Origin of the sequence: Methylobacterium sp. 37f, from assembly GCF_023093475.1 — a bacterium.
Classification (GTDB): domain Bacteria; phylum Pseudomonadota; class Alphaproteobacteria; order Rhizobiales; family Beijerinckiaceae; genus Methylobacterium.
This window is the reverse complement of the sequence record NZ_JAGHKN010000001.1, coordinates 103,230-117,620: the sequence shown is the minus strand read 5'-3', so window position 1 is coordinate 117,620 and position 14,391 is coordinate 103,230. Positions and strand designations below refer to the sequence as shown.

The window sequence follows — 14,391 nt, the reverse complement described above, 5'->3', positions numbered from 1 at the left end:
GGCGGGATTGCCAAACCGCAATCCCGCGCGCACATCCGCCCCATGACGTGCGCCCCATGACCAAACCGACAGGCCCGGACCATCCGACCCGCGATGCCGGGTTCGGGGTCTATGTCCACTGGCCCTTCTGCGCCTCGAAGTGCCCCTATTGCGACTTCAACAGCCATGTGCGCCATGCGCCGGTGGACGAGGTCCGCTTCCTCAAGGCCTTCAGGGCCGAGATCGCCCATGTGTCGGCGCGCACGCCCGGGCGCACCGTGTCGAGCGTCTTCCTCGGCGGCGGCACGCCCTCCCTGATGCAGCCCGCCACCGTGGCGGGGCTCCTCGACGCCATCGGCGGGGCCTGGACCGTGGCACCCGAGGTCGAGATCACCCTGGAGGCCAATCCCACCAGCGTCGAGGCGGAGCGCTTTCGCGGCTACCGCGCCGCCGGGGTCAACCGCGTTTCCCTCGGCGTCCAGGCCATGGACGACGTCTCCCTGAAGCAGCTCGGACGCCTGCACAGCGCCGCGGAAGCCATGGCGGCGGTCCGGGTCGCCGCCGCCCATTTTGAGCGCTACTCCTTCGACCTCATCTATGCGCGCCCGGATCAGAGCCCGGCCGCCTGGCGGGCCGAACTCGAGGGCGCCATCGCGCGGGCAGCCGAACACCTGTCGCTCTATCAGCTCACCATCGAGCCCGGCACGCCGTTCTACGGTCTCGCCGCCGCCGGCAAGCTGGTGCCGCCGGACGACGATTCCGCCCGCCTCCTCTACGACGTGACCCAGGAGGTCTGTGACCGCGCCGGGCTCTCCGCCTACGAGATCTCGAACCACGCCCGTCCGGGCGCGGAATCACGCCACAACCTGCTGTACTGGCGCTACGGCGAATATGCGGGCATCGGCCCCGGCGCCCACGGTCGCCTCGTCGGGGCGGAGGGCCGGATCGGCACCGTCACCGAGCGGGCGCCGGAAGCCTGGCTCGCCCGCGTCGAGCGCGACGGTCACGGCATCGTCGAGACCGAGACCCTGGCGGCCTCCGACCAGGGCGACGAATTCCTGATGATGGGCCTGCGCCTTCGCGAGGGTATCGACCCGCGCCGCTACGCGCTCCTGAAAGGCAAAGTCCTCGACCCGGCGCGGATCGACGGCCTCGTCGCCGACGGGCTGATCGCCCGACATGCGGGCGGCCGCATCGCCGCGACCCCGGCCGGGGCGCCGGTCCTCAACGCCGTGGTGGCCGCGCTCGCCGCCTGATCAGGTGCCCGAGGGCGAGAGGGTACGCGGGGCGGGACTGACAACGACCGGGGCGCCGGAGCGGATCTCGTAGACCGCCAGCGCCCGGTCGCTCGGGCCGTCCGGTCGGAACCGGAACGTCCCGTCGATCCCGGAGAAGCCCGACGGGTTGGTGAGGGTGGTGTCGGCGAAGCGCTGCGAGCCGAACTGGCGCGACAGGGCCGCCATCAGCGAAACGGCGTCGTACGCGAGGGTGGCGACGCGCGGCGGCACCGACCCGAACCGGGCCTGATAGCGCTGCGAGAAGCCGTTGAAACCCGCCACGTCCGGTGCCGCGAACCAGCCGCCCTGGAGCGCCGGCAGGGCGAACACCCGGGGATCGTTCCAGACGGCGGTGCCGATCGGCCGGACCCGGGTGGGTGAGAAGTTCGCCTTGGTGAGGGCGGCCGCCACCGCCCCGAGACCATCCGGGGTATCGGGCAGGAACAGCGCGTCTGCCTGCGCCGCCGGGCCGGTGATGAGGCCGGACAGGCGGCCGATGGCCGGGCCGGGATTGCCCGCGGGATAGCGCTCGATGGCGACCAGCCGGGCGCCCTTGCGCGCCACCGCCTCACGGAACTGCGCCTCGACCGCCTGGCCGTAGCTCGTTTCCGGGATCACCGCCGCGAAGGATTTCCGACCCGCCGCCACCGATTCATCAACCACCCGGTCCACCTCGGCCTGGGGCAGGAAGCTCAGCAGATAGGTGCCGCGCGCGGCCACGCCGGAATCGGTCGAGAAGGCGATCAGCGGTTTGCCGGCCGGCCGGATCACGCCGGCCGCCGCCTGGACGTTGGCGGCAAACAGCGGGCCGAGGACGAGTTCGGCCCCGTCCGCCAAGGCCGCCTGGGCCGCCTCGCGCGCGCCGTCCGGCGAGCCGTGATCGTCCTTCACCAGGATCTGCAGGTCGGGCTTCTGGAAATCCTCGATCGCGAGTTCGGCCGCGTTGCGCATCGCGGTGCCCACGGCGGAGCCCGGTCCGGAGAGCGGCACCACCAGCGCCACCTTGACGGTTCCGGTGCCGATCCGGCCCGCTGCCACGGCGCCGGGCACATCGGGGGCGACCACCTCGACCGGCGTGGTCGCCGGAGCCCGCCGGCTCACGCGCGCGCCGCCATCCGGCCCTCCGACGCAGGCCGAGAGCCCCAGAAGGGTCACGAGGCCCACCAGTCCGGATTGCAGCCTGTTCCCGCGCCCCATCGGAGGACCTCCTGTCGCCAGCCGACGCCCCACGCATAAAGTCTGAGGATCAAAAGTAAATGTGAGCCCCCCGTCACGGCGCATTCCGCTTGTGGGTCCGATCGTGGCAAGGTCGGTTCATGACGCAGAAGATCGACACCCGTACCCGTCGGCGCCGGGACACGGCGGATGGCAAGCCGCCCGCCACCTTCACGGCCTTCGGCCTCGCGGCGGAGGCGGAATCCATCGAGCCGGGCCTGCACGTGGTGGCGACGCCGATCGGCAACCTCAAGGACGTCTCGTTCCGGGCGCTGGCGACGCTGGCCGCCGCCGATGCGGTGCTGGCCGAGGACACCCGCGTCACCCGCACGCTGCTGATGCATTACGGGATCACCACGCCCCTCGTGGCCTATCACGAGCACTCGAACGCGGCGGTGCGCGAGCGGATGGTCGCCCGGATGCAGGCCGGCGAAGCCCTGGCCCTCGTCTCGGACGCGGGCACCCCGCTGGTTTCCGACCCGGGCTTCAAGCTGGTGCAGGCCGCGATCGAGGCCGGCCTCAGCGTCACCCCCATTCCCGGCCCCTCCGCAGTGATGACCGCCATCGTGGCCGCCGGCCTGCCGACCGACCGGTTCTTCTTCGAAGGCTTCCTGCCGGCGAAATCCGGCGCACGCTGCAACCGTCTCGAAGCCCTCGGGCAGATCCCCGGCACCCTCGTGCTGTTCGAATCCCCGCATCGGTTGCCCGAGATGCTGGTCGATGCCGTGGCGGTACTCGGCGCGAGCCGCCCGGCGGCGGTCGCCCGCGAATTGACCAAGCTCTACGAGACGATCCGGCGCGGCAGCCTCGGCGACCTCGCCGCGCTCTACGCGGAGGAGGGGGCACCGAAGGGCGAGGTGGTGGTGATCATCGGCACGCAGGCCGAGGTGCCCGACGCGGCCGCGACCGACGCCGGCATCGACGCGTCCCTGACGGCCGCTCTGGCGCGTCACTCGATCAAGGACGCCGCCACCCTGGTGGCGGAGGAGACCGGTCAGCCGCGCCGCGTCGTCTATGCCCGCGCCCTGGCGCTGGCCCGTCGCGACGATGCCTGACGGGCGATCCGAAGCGCATCGACGCGCCACCGAACGGCGCGGACGCATCGCCGAGACTTTGGCGCTGCTCGCCTTGATGCTGAAGGGCTATCGCCCGCTCGGTTCGCGCTTCCGCGCCGCCGGGGGCGAGATCGACCTGATCGTCCGGCGCGGCGACACCATCGCGTTCGTCGAGGTCAAGGCGCGGGGGACGCTGGATGAGGCGCGGGCCGCCATCAACGCCCGCAAGGTCGCGCGCTTCTCACGGGCCGCACGGGCCTGGATCAGCCGGCATCCGGCCGCCGGGGGCGCCACGTTCCGGGCCGATGCGATGTTCGTCGCGCCGGGTCGCTGGCCCCGTCACGTGACGGATGCTTTCCCGATCGCGTGAGGTCAGGCGCGGGCGGCGGCGACGGCGGCCATCAGCGTCCGCTTGAGATCGGCCTGGCTGAAGGGCTTCTGCACCACCGGACGATCCCGGAATGGTTCGCGGATGCCGGCCCCGCCATAGCCGGTGGAGAACACGATGGGAAGGTTGCGCCCCACGATCGCCTCGGCCACCGGATAAATCGGCTCGCCCGCGACGTTGACGTCGAGAATGGCGACCTCGAAACTCTCGTTCTGCGCCATTTCCAGGGCTGTCGACAGGCGCGCGGCCGGTCCGACGACGGTGCAGCCGAAATCCAGCAGCATGTCTTCGAGAAGCATCGATATCGCCGCTTCGTCCTCGACGACAAGCACGCGAGCCCCGTTGAGAAGGTCTTCGTCCACTTGAGCACTCACGCCGGGGCTTCTTCCCTTCGATTCGTTCGAAATTCCAGAACACCTTCAGGAAGGATGTTCAGGTCCTCGCTCCCACCGTGTGCCATTGCCGCCGAGCATCCCGAAGGATGAACGAACCCGAGAGACTGCGAGGCGCATGTTACGCCCCGGCACAGAGCGAGCCGTCGCCCGTTCCGCGAAGCGTGTCAAGCGTCCCGGGACGGCCGGATGCCCTCAACACGGCAGCAATGTTACGCTGTGATACATTTCGGACTCGCGTCGAACGCTCCCTAGGCAGGACACCCGCTTGTACCAACAACATAAGTTAATTGGATCATCCTTCGTCCGGAAGCTGACGCGACGCACCGTCATGACCGGCCTCGCTGCCTCGGGCTTGCTGGCGAGCGACGCGGGCCTGGGTCTCACCCCCTTGGTGGTCGCTTCGAAAAGCGACACCGAAGGGGCTCTGACAGGCGCGATGATCGCGCTGGTGCTCGAAGGGCTCGGGCTTCCGGTGCAGCGCAGGCTCGGGCTCGGACCGACCTTGATCGTCCGGGCGAGCCTGCTGGCGGGGGACATCACGATCTACCCCGAATATACCGGGAACGGCGCCTTCTTCACCGGGACGGAGAGCGATCCGGCATGGAAATCGGCTGAGGGCGCCTACGACACCATCCGCCGGAGCGATGCGGAGCGGGGATTGGTCTGGCTCACGCGCGCCCCGGCCAACAACACCTGGCTGATCGCGGTCAACGGCGATCTCGCGCGGCGTGAGCGCCTCGACACCATGGTGGATTTCGCGCGCGCCGTCCGGGGCGGTCTCATCCGCCTCGCAGCCTCCACCGAGTTCGTCGAGAGCCCCGCGGCCTTGCCGGCCTTCGAAGCGGCCTACGGCTTCTCCCTGCCGCTCGACCGCATCGTCAGCCTGCCGGGCGGCGATACGTCGGTGACCGCCCGCGCCGCCGCGCAAGGCATCTCCGGCGTGAATGCCGGCATGGTCTATGGCACCGATGGCGCCCTCTCGGCCCTCGATCTGACCGTGATGAGCGATCCCCAGGGCGCCCAGATCGTCTACGAGGTGGCGCCGGTGATCCGGCAGGCCGACCTGGCGCGCCATCCCGGGATCGCACCCGCCCTCGCGCGGGTCTTTCAAAGCCTCGACGCCGCCACGCTGCGGCGCCTTAATGCCCGTATCACGGTCGACGGGGAGGTCGCCGAGGCCGTGGCGGCCCGCTACCTGTCCGAGACCGGATTGCTGCCGTGATGCCGGCCCGCTCGGCGACACCCCCCAGCATCGGTTTCCGCTGGCTGCTGCCGATCCTCGCGACCGCCTTGGGTTTCGGCGCCCTCGTCCTGGCACTGACGGAGATGCCTTTCCTGAACCTCGCCGGGAATCGCCTGGCGCAGGGTCGGCCGCTCTTCGCCGGTCTCGTTCTCGGAGGGCTGCTCCCCGTGATCCTGGCCCTGAGCGGCCTCGCCCTCGGGCTCCTGATGGGGTCGAGGCGACGCGCTTCGGCCGGAGCCGCGATCGTGCTTCTCGCCGGCGCCGTCCTGGCCCTGGCCTACGGGCTCGGCGACGGCGCCGCCCGGAGCCTCGGGGGACTCCCCCCGGCAGCGCGCGCCAGCCTCGGCCCGGGGAGCTGGTTCGCCGCCGCGCTGCTGATGACGGGCGTTGGCCTCGCGGTTCGGCGCGCCGACCGTCCGGGTCTCGGCTGGCTGATCACCCTCGGGGGCATCCTCGGCTTCGGTCTGCTGGCGAACAGCGGCGCCGTCGACGCCCTGTCGCTCGCCGTCGAGTATGCGGCCCGTCGGGAGGCGGTGAATGCGGCGATCGGCGAACACCTCATCCTGTCCGGCGCAGCGCTCGGCCTCGCTGGAATCGCGGCCGTCCTGCTCTCGTTGCCGCGCCGGGGGCAGGGCGTCGTCGCGATGGTGCTCACCGGCGTGCAGGTGATACCCGCCGTCGCCCTGCTGGGCGCCCTGGTGGCGGTGACGGCCGGACTCCTGCGCGCGCTTCCGGTCCTGCGCGATCTCGGCCTCTCGGCGCTCGGGCCGGCGCCGGCGATCGTCGCCATCGCGGCCTACCTGGCCCTGCCGCTCTGGCGCGGCCTCGCCCTGGCGCTGCGCTCCCCCGACCACGCGAGCCTGGAGGCCGCCGAGGCCATGGGACTCAGCCCCAGGCAGATTCTGATCCGCCTGCGCCTTCAACTCGGCGCGCCGATCCTGGTGGGCGCCCTGCGGGTCGCCGCCGTGCAGAGCCTCGGCCTCGCCACCCTCGGCGCATTGGTGGGAGCCGGGGGCCTCGGACGGATCGTCTTCGACGGGATGGCCCAGTTCGCGCCCGACCTGATCCTTCTCGGCGCCATTCCGGTGGTGGCCCTCTCGCTCGGGACCGAGCGCGGCCTCAGCGCCGTCGAAGCGGCAGCGCGCCGGCGGTGGCACGCGTGAGGATCAGCCTGCATCCCGCCCTCGGATTCGGCCTCTCCGGCCTCATCCTGGCTATCGCCAGCCACCCGGCCGTGGCGAGCCGCATCGCCGACGCGCTCGGCGAGCCCGCCCGTCGGCCGCTGGAGACCGTGCGCCTCTTCGATCTGGCGGGTCGGCACCTCATCCTCGCCGGAACCGGTCTGGCGCTGGTGGCGCTCCTCGGCATCGGCCTCGGCCTCCTGGTCACCCGCCGCTTCGCAGCTCCATGGCGTCCGGCCGTCGACGGCCTCGCCGCGGCGGCCCAGGCCGTGCCGCCGGTCGTGGTGGTGGCTCTCGCCCTGCCAATCCTCGGCTTCGGCGGGCCGCCGACGCTGCTGGCCCTCGTGGCCTACGGCATCATGCCGGTGCTGCGCGGCACGGTGGGTGCCATCGAGGGCATGGCCCCGGAGGTTCGCGAAGCCGGCCGGGCGATCGGCCTGAACCGGTGGCAGGTCCTGCTGCGCATCGAACTGCCCCTGGCCGCGCCCGTCCTCGTCGAGACCCTGCGCACCGCACTGGTGCTTGCCATCGCCACGGCCGCGGTCGGTGCCCTCGCGGGTGCCGCGACCCTCGGCACGCCCATCGTGGCCGGCCTTCAGAACCAGAACACCGTGGCGATGCTTCAGGGCACCGCCGCGACGGCAGCCCTGGCCTTCCTGGCGGATGCCGCGCTCCTGACGGCGGTCGCCCTGTGGCGCGCTACTCGTCCTTGAAGACCACTTCGGCGCCGCGCGTAACCCGGGTGGCGAGATCGCGGGCGTCCCAGTTGGTCAGGCGAATACAGCCGTGCGATTCGGTCTTTCCGACCTTCTCGGGCTCCGGCGTGCCGTGGATGCCGTAGGACGGGATCGACAGGTCGATCCAGACCACGCCGACAGGGTTGTTGGGGCCGGGCGGGATCGTGAACTTGGTCTTCGCCTTCACGCCGGCGAATTGGTATTTCGGGTCGTAGGTGTAGGTCGGCGCGTAGGCGACGCCCTCGACCTTGGCCGTGCCCGATGGCGCGGGCTTCTCCTCGCTGCCGATCGAGGCGGGATAGAAGGCCACGAGCTTCCCCTCCTTGTCGAAGGCCCGCACGGATCGGCTTTCCTTGTCCACCTCGATGCGCGTCACGTCCTTGGGATCGCGCGCCTTCGGGTCGTCCGGGTTCGACGGATCGGTTTTGTTCTGGTCGGACTTGGTTTGCCGGGCCTTTGTCTCGTCGGACTTGGTCACGTCGGACTTAATCACGTCGGACTTGGCCTGGTCGACCTTGTCTTGCCCGGCCTTGGCCTCCTTGCCCTTGCTCCCGGAATCCTTCGCGTCGTCCTCCTTGGCCGGGCGCTTCGATCCTATCTCCTCGCGTTTCCGCTTCTCTTCGGGCTTCGGCTTGCCGGTCTCCAGCGCGGGCACGGCCGCCACCACGATGACGGTCCCGGCCTTGTCGAAGGCGGCGTCGGGATTAAGGGCGGCGAGCAGGTCGGGCGACATGTGGAAGCGCTCGGCCAGCATCTCGCGCGGGCTGGTGTAGCCGAGCGCATCGAGATCCGCCTGGGCCTCCATCTTCGGCGGAATGGATTCGACATAGGGACCGGCCGCGTCGGCGTCGCTGATGGTGTATTCGGTCAGCACCGGATCGGGGCTGGTCGCCTGCAGCTTCTCGGCAAGCTCGGGCTTCACCCCGTTGCCGGGCTTCGACTCCTTGGCAGCCTCGAGGCCGTTGGCACTGGCGAAGGCGGCGAGCGCACCGCGCAGGTTGTCGCCATCGCGGCCGTCGATCGCTCCGGGCGAGAAATGCGCCCGGTCCAGCAGGATCTGGGCCTTGATCAGGGCCGGCTCCGGCCGCTTCGTTCCGCTCCGCTTCGCATTGTCGGTCTCGGCGGACCCATCGCCCCGGACCAGGGTCGCGGATTCCACCGCCTCGCGCGTCAGGCTGGGCGCTTCGCCCGTCTTCCTGTCGTCATCCTTCGGCGCGGCCGAAGCCGTGCTTCCCAGCAGAAGCAGAGTGAGAACGGCGAAGCCGCCACCGATCGATCGTCCGCCCTGAATCACCCGAAACTCCTGCACCGTCTTATGATTTGCGCAGGAGTAAGAGCGCTCGCCCCTTCGGCGTTCCGTCCGTCACTGACAGAGCCGATGGCCGGCGTTGCGCTGGCGCTCGTCGAGGTGGAGATGGTTGGCATGGGCCGCGTCCGAGCCGGGGCCGAGTACGGTGCGGAAGAAGTCGCAGGCGCGCCCACGCACCGCGGTCAGGAAGGTCGCCTCCGGCGTTCCCTCCGTCGCCGGCATCACCGAGATCGTGGCACGCCCGGCGAACCCGAATGCCATCACGTCGACGCCGTTGGCGAAGCTGTGCTCGCTCAGCTTGGCATCGGGATCGTGGTTCTGGCCCCGGCACTCGTAGGAGGTGCCGATCGACAGGCTTTTGAGGGGCTGGCCGAGGTCGCGCGTGGCGGCGACCTGAGCCTCCGTCGTCCAGCGAGCAAGAGCTTCGGCCGTCTCGCAGACCAGCGTCGCCGGCGGTGTCAGGGCGATCTCGTCGGCCAGGGCCGTCAGCTTCAGGGGCCGCGCCGCGCCGCATTGGCCGTTGGAGATGGCCGGCAACGCCTCGAAACGAGCTCCGAGGCGCTCCAATCGGGCCCGGCAGGCGCTGTCGTCGAGAGGCGCCACCGTGACGGCGAGCGGCGACCCTGAAAGGTCGGCCGGACGCGGCGGCGGTACCGGGATCTCGCCGCTCTCCGTCGGCGTCACGGTCTCACCGGCTTTGGCGGCTTCGTCGGATGGACCGGCCTTGCCATCCTCCTTGACCGTTTGGGCCGGTCGGGCCGCGTCCGGTCCCGCCGGAGCGCTGCGCGAGAGTTCGGCCGGACGCTCGGGCGGACGCGGCGTCTCGCCCGTCGAAGCCGCAGGAGCCACGCCCGGAAGATCGACGGGCCGCGGAGGCGGGGCCGGCGGCGGCATCGGAATCGCGGTCGCGTCCGAGGGCACGCCCTTTTCGAATGCCAGTGAAGGATGGAGCATCAGGACGAGGAGGGCCGGGCTGACCCGGAGGCCCTTCCAGAAGGCCGCCCTCGGGGAGCCGGTTCGGCAGCGCAGGCGCATCGCGTTTCCATCCTGGTCCGGCCGCTCCTTGATCGGAGCGATCCATCGGGCCGGCACGATCGTGGGCTTCAGGCCCTTCGACAAGCGCACAAAACCCACGCTTCGTCGCAAACGTCACCGAGCGGCGCCTTTGCGCCCGGCGCCCGCGTGCTTACCTTGCGTCGCGCGGCGCGACGCACTCCAGGCGACGCACCGCGCGCAACGCCGCGCGACGCACGAAGGAACGCGAATGACCTCTGGCACGCCCGACGCCACCCTCGACATCGCCGGCACCCCGGCGTCGATCGGGCCCTTCGCGGATCGGACCTGGGCCACGCCCCACGGCCTTCCGCCCTTCGAGCACATCGAGCCCGCCCATTACCTGCCGGCTTTCGAAACGGCCCTCGCCAGCCACGCGGCCGAGATCGTGGCGATCGCGGGCGAGACCGGCCCGGCCACCTTCGACAACACCGTCGGCGCCCTGGAGCGGGCCGGGCACGACCTCGACCGCGTCGCTTCGGTGTTCTTCAACCTCAGCGGCAGCCACACCAACCCGGACCTTCAGGCCGTCGAGCGCGCCATCACCCCGCGCCTGGCCCGCCACGGCAGTGCGATCTACCTCAACGCCGCCCTGTGGGCCCGCATCTCGGCGGTGGATGCAGAGGCCGAGCAGCTCGGTCCCGAGGAACGCCGCGTCCTCGACCGCTACCGGACCCGGTTCCGGCGCTCGGGCGCGGATCTCGCCCCCGACGCCAAGACCCGAATGGCCGAGATCGCCGGGCGCATGGCGGAACTCGGCACCGCCTTCAGCCAGAACCTTCTCGCCGACGAGAGCGCCTTCGCGCTGCCGCTCGAGACCGAAGACGACCTGGCCGGACTTCCCCCCTTCCTGCGCTCGGCCGCCGCGTCCGCCGCGCGTGAGCGCAACAGCCCGCACGAGCATGTCATCACCTTATCGCGGTCGCTGATCGAGCCCTTCCTGGTGTTCTCGACCCGGCGCGACCTGCGCGAGAAGGCCTACGAGGCTTGGACCCGGCGCGGCGAGAACGGCGGGGCCACCGACAACCGCAGCCTCATCGCCGAGATCGTGGCCCTGCGGGCCGAGCGGGCCCGCCTCCTCGGCCACGACAGCTTCGCCCATTTCAAGCTCGCGGACACGATGGCGGGCTCGCCGGACCGCGCCATGGACCTCCTGCGCAACGTCTGGACGCCGGCCCACCATCGCGCGGCCGCCGAGCGCAACCGACTCCAGGCCCTGGTCCAGGCCGAGGGCCACAACTTCAACCTCGCCAAGCACGATTGGCGTCACTACGCCGAGAAGCTGCGGCGGGCCGAGCACGACCTCGATGAAAGCGAGATCAAGGCCTACCTGCCCCTCGACGGGGTGATCGCGGCGTCCTTCGATACGGCCGAGCGGCTGTTCGGCCTGCGCTTCGAGGAACTGCCGGACGTGCCGCGCTATCACCCGGACGTGCGGGCCTGGGCCGTGCGCAATGCGGACGGCTCGGAAGTGGGCCTGTTCCTGGGCGATTATTTCGCCCGCGCCACGAAGCGCAGCGGCGCCTGGATGAGCGCCTTCCGCTCGCAGGAGCGATTCAACGGCGACATCAAGCCGATCATCGTCAATGTGATGAACTTCGCCAAGGCGCCGGAAGGCGAGGCGACGCTGCTATCCTTCGACGATGCCCGCACGCTGTTCCACGAATTCGGCCACGCCCTGCACGGCCTCTTGTCCGACGTGACCTATCCGCTGTTGTCCGGCACTGCGGTGGCGGGCGATTTCGTCGAGCTGCCGTCCCAGCTCTACGAACATTGGCTGGAGCAGCCGGAGGTCCTGCGCCGGCACGCCCGCCACCACCGCACCGGCGAGCCGATGCCCGAGGACCTGCTAAAGCGCCTGCTCGCCGCCCGCACCTTCAACCAGGGCTTTGCTACCGTCGAGTACACCGCGTCGGCTATCGTGGACATGACCCTGCACCTGTCGAGCGCCGGCGAGGACGGCCTCGACGTGGCGGCGTTCGAGGCCGATGCCCTCAAGCGCATCGCCATGCCGGCCGAGATCGCGATGCGGCACCGGACACCGCATTTCGCGCATATCTTCTCGGGGGACGGCTACGCGGCCGGCTATTACAGCTACATCTGGTCGGAGGTGCTCGACGCCGACGCCTTCGATGCCTTCCGCGAAGCCGGGGACATCTTCCATCCGGAGACGGCGGCGCGCCTGCGCAAGTATGTTTACGGCGCGGGCAACCTGCGCGATCCAGGGGAGGCCTACACCGCCTTCCGGGGGCGGTTGCCGAGCATCGAACCGCTGCTGCGCCAGCGTGGCCTAGCCGCCTGAAAACAAGGTAACGGTTTCGTAAAGAAACAGCCTTAACCAATGCTTCCTGCCCCATCAGGAAGCTTTGGTCATGACGGATAAGGTCCTCGCGGCGTCGGCGGAACCCTCGCCCGACACCCTCCTCAAGCAGGCGATCCTCGGTGCCCGCGCCACGGCCGAGCGCGCCGCCCGGCCCGTGGACACGGCGCCCGCGGTCGCGGCCCGTCCGGCCTTCCGGTTCGAACCGCGCCTCGCCGTCCTGGCCGCCGTCGCCCTCGGTGCCGGGTCTCTCCTGGGCGCCGGTGCAATGAGCCTGACCGCCCCGCGCGGCAGCGATGGCGCCGAGGTCCTCGTCCAGATCCGCCATCAGATGGACGCCGCTCGGACCGAATCGGACCGGCAGATCGAACGGCTGTCGAAAAGCCTGGCTCAGCTTCAGGAGGGCGCCGAGGCGGCGCGCTCGGAGGCGAAGACCCGGCACGCCAACCTCGCGGAGCGCCTCGGCCGCGCCGAGCAGAACATCACCGGGAAACTCGCCGCCACCGGCGATCGTCTGGAGCAGGCCGAGAAGGATCAGAGCGCCCGCCTCGCCGCCCTGACGACCCAGATCGAGAAACGCGCGGCGATGCCGATTCCAGGTCCGGCTCCCGCACCCCAGGCCGCCAAGGCCGCCGCAGCGGAGCCGACCGAGACCGGCACGATTCCGGACAGGCCGAAGCCGTCACCGACCGAGAACTGGGCCGTACGCGAAGTCTATGACGGGGTGGCCGTGCTGGAAGACCGTAAGCGCCGTCTCGTCGAGGTCGGGCCAGGTGATACCGTACCGGGTGTCGGCCGGATCGAGGCCATCGAACGGCGCGGTAAGACCTGGGTGGTGGTGACGAAGCAAGGCACCATCACGCCTCAGACGTGGTGAGGCCCGATCGGCATCCTGTCCGTCGGCGCCAATGACGGACCCGCGCTCAGGACGCGTGGGTCTCGATCTCGGCTTCGGCGCTGCGCACCGGGAATCGCGGCTCGATGGTGAGCGGATCGGCGATCATCGAACCGCGCGCGGCGCGATTGCGGCCATGCGTCAGGGCTCGGGTCTGGGCCTCGGCGGAGGGATGCAGAATGGCCGAGAGGAAGGCGAAGCCTTCGAAATCGGAGTCGAGATTCTTGGCTTCGAACACTGGCATGGCGGTCACCGGACCTAAGGCCCTGCATGGCTCCCGAAAGGAAGCTGCAGACCCCGTCATTGGCAGATAATGGGGACATCGGCAATAAGTTCCGAAACCCATCGGTTATTTACCGTTAATTCACCTCTGCACCTTGCCGAAGATGAAGGCGGTGCGGCAGCGCACCCATTACAGTGTTCGCTAGTTTTCGAAGATTTCGCCCGGACGACCGGCCACGTCGGTTTCGACGGCGAAGAGATGCCCCGCCATCGGGTCGATCGTGGCGTCGCGCCCACGCAGAGCGGTGGTGATGAACAGCGTCGTCAGGTCGGACCCGCCGAACGCGCATTTGGTCACGAGGGCGGTCGGAACCGGCAGGACGCGCTCGATGCGGCCATCGGGATCGTACCGGGTGATGCGCGATCCGCCGTAGTGGCAGACCCAGAGATGGCCGGATGCGTCCACGGTCAATCCGTCAGGCTTGCCCCATCCCGATTCGAACGCCGCGAACGGGCGGGGCGGGCCGATCCGGCCCTCGTCCCAGGTGTGGACACGGATCAGCCCTTCCGCGGTATCGGCCGTGTAGATGCGCGCGCCGTCCGGCGTCACCACCGGCCCGTTCGACACCGTCACGGCTCCCCCGAAGGCTTCGAGCCGGCCCGCATGCCATCGGTGAAACGTGCCGGTCGGCTTCTCCTCCGCTTCGTCCATGGTGCTGAAGTAGAGGGCACCGTCGGGACCGACATGGCCGCTGTTGAGGCGATTGCCCGCGTGATGGTCGTCGGGGCGCACCAGCACCTCGCGCCGGCCGCTTTCCAGGTGAAGCCGCGCCACACCGGACTTGAAGCCCGCGAGCAACGTATCGGGATCCGCCGTGAGCAGGGCGAAACCGAGCTTCTCCGGCTGCGGATGATGGTGCGTCGCGCCGGTCTCGGGATGATGGCGCCAGATCGCGGGGTCCTCGACATCGACCCAGATCAGCATGCCGGACCGGGCATCCCAGGTCGCTTCCTCGCCAAGTTCACAGCGGCAGGCCACCGCCACACCGGGAGTGTGCGGGTGGAGGCGGGGTGTCGTCATCGTGTCGGGCTCCAGGCAGGGCGGGCGGTGTGTCGGGCGGT

General features: G+C 70.2%; 14 protein-coding genes. 8 read left to right on the top strand and 6 right to left on the bottom strand.

Annotated features, from left to right (window positions below):
- Positions 1-56: 56 nt before the first annotated feature.
- On the top strand, positions 57-1,235 hold the full coding sequence (gene hemW, locus J7U37_RS00545) for a radical SAM family heme chaperone HemW (RefSeq protein WP_247634495.1): 1,179 nt from the start codon (positions 57-59) through the stop codon (positions 1,233-1,235).
- Here hemW and J7U37_RS00540 read toward each other — a convergent pair whose 3' ends face one another.
- Entirely contained in the window at positions 1,236-2,453 is a 1,218-nt protein-coding gene (locus J7U37_RS00540) for a penicillin-binding protein activator (protein WP_247634494.1), read from the bottom strand. It abuts the gene before it with no gap.
- A gap of 119 nt (positions 2,454-2,572) precedes the next feature.
- On the opposite strand from J7U37_RS00540, the gene rsmI reads away from it, so the two are divergent.
- Both rsmI and J7U37_RS00530 read left to right on the top strand, forming a co-directional pair.
- The gene (gene rsmI / locus J7U37_RS00535; protein ID WP_247634493.1) at positions 2,573-3,526 is read left to right on the top strand and encodes a 16S rRNA (cytidine(1402)-2'-O)-methyltransferase; all 954 of its coding nucleotides are present in this window, start codon (positions 2,573-2,575) and stop codon (positions 3,524-3,526) included.
- Positions 3,519-3,896, top strand: a complete 378-nt coding sequence (locus tag J7U37_RS00530) for a YraN family protein (protein WP_247634492.1) — start codon at positions 3,519-3,521, stop codon at positions 3,894-3,896. The genes rsmI and J7U37_RS00530 overlap by 8 nt, the downstream gene beginning before the upstream one ends.
- A 2-nt stretch (positions 3,897-3,898) precedes the next feature.
- Here J7U37_RS00530 and J7U37_RS00525 read toward each other — a convergent pair whose 3' ends face one another.
- On the bottom strand, positions 3,899-4,288 hold the full coding sequence (locus J7U37_RS00525; protein WP_056190273.1) for a response regulator: 390 nt from the start codon (positions 4,286-4,288) through the stop codon (positions 3,899-3,901).
- A 349-nt stretch (positions 4,289-4,637) separates the two neighbouring features.
- On the opposite strand from J7U37_RS00525, the gene J7U37_RS00520 reads away from it, so the two are divergent.
- The 3 genes from J7U37_RS00520 to J7U37_RS00510 are packed head-to-tail and all read left to right on the top strand — an operon-like array spanning position 4,638 to position 7,446.
- Complete coding sequence (locus tag J7U37_RS00520; protein ID WP_247634491.1) at positions 4,638-5,531, top strand: glycine betaine ABC transporter substrate-binding protein; 894 nt, start codon at positions 4,638-4,640, stop codon at positions 5,529-5,531.
- Positions 5,531-6,715, top strand: coding sequence for an ABC transporter permease subunit (locus J7U37_RS00515; protein WP_247634490.1), 1,185 nt, complete (start codon positions 5,531-5,533; stop codon positions 6,713-6,715). The genes J7U37_RS00520 and J7U37_RS00515 overlap by 1 nt, the downstream gene beginning before the upstream one ends.
- Positions 6,703-7,446 (top strand): ABC transporter permease subunit, encoded by a 744-nt coding sequence (locus tag J7U37_RS00510; RefSeq protein ID WP_247634489.1) that lies wholly within the window; start codon positions 6,703-6,705, stop codon positions 7,444-7,446. Before J7U37_RS00515 ends, J7U37_RS00510 begins: the two co-directional genes overlap by 13 nt.
- Here the strand turns inward: J7U37_RS00510 and J7U37_RS00505 are convergent.
- Together J7U37_RS00505 and J7U37_RS00500 are read right to left on the bottom strand one after the other, a co-directional pair.
- A complete protein-coding gene (locus tag J7U37_RS00505) occupies positions 7,433-8,764 on the bottom strand; it encodes a L,D-transpeptidase (protein ID WP_247634488.1) in 1,332 nt (443 codons plus the stop codon). The genes J7U37_RS00510 and J7U37_RS00505 overlap by 14 nt on opposite strands.
- Before the next feature lie 69 nt (positions 8,765-8,833).
- The gene (locus J7U37_RS00500) at positions 8,834-9,733 is read right to left on the bottom strand and encodes an extensin family protein (protein WP_348772965.1); all 900 of its coding nucleotides are present in this window, start codon (positions 9,731-9,733) and stop codon (positions 8,834-8,836) included.
- Between the two features lie 310 nt (positions 9,734-10,043).
- On the opposite strand from J7U37_RS00500, the gene J7U37_RS00495 reads away from it, so the two are divergent.
- Both J7U37_RS00495 and J7U37_RS00490 read left to right on the top strand, forming a co-directional pair.
- Positions 10,044-12,134: a M3 family metallopeptidase gene (locus J7U37_RS00495; protein ID WP_247634487.1), complete on the top strand. Its 2,091-nt coding sequence runs from the start codon at positions 10,044-10,046 to the stop codon at positions 12,132-12,134.
- Between the two features lie 70 nt (positions 12,135-12,204).
- A complete protein-coding gene (locus J7U37_RS00490; protein ID WP_247634486.1) occupies positions 12,205-13,029 on the top strand; it encodes a hypothetical protein in 825 nt (274 codons plus the stop codon).
- 46 nt (positions 13,030-13,075) lie between these two features.
- Here the strand turns inward: J7U37_RS00490 and J7U37_RS00485 are convergent, their stop codons facing one another.
- Both J7U37_RS00485 and J7U37_RS00480 read right to left on the bottom strand, forming a co-directional pair.
- Positions 13,076-13,291: a hypothetical protein gene (locus J7U37_RS00485; RefSeq protein ID WP_056190259.1), complete on the bottom strand. Its 216-nt coding sequence runs from the start codon at positions 13,289-13,291 to the stop codon at positions 13,076-13,078.
- A 180-nt stretch (positions 13,292-13,471) separates the two neighbouring features.
- Entirely contained in the window at positions 13,472-14,350 is an 879-nt protein-coding gene (locus J7U37_RS00480; RefSeq protein WP_247634485.1) for an SMP-30/gluconolactonase/LRE family protein, read from the bottom strand.
- Positions 14,351-14,391: the final 41 nt, after the last annotated feature.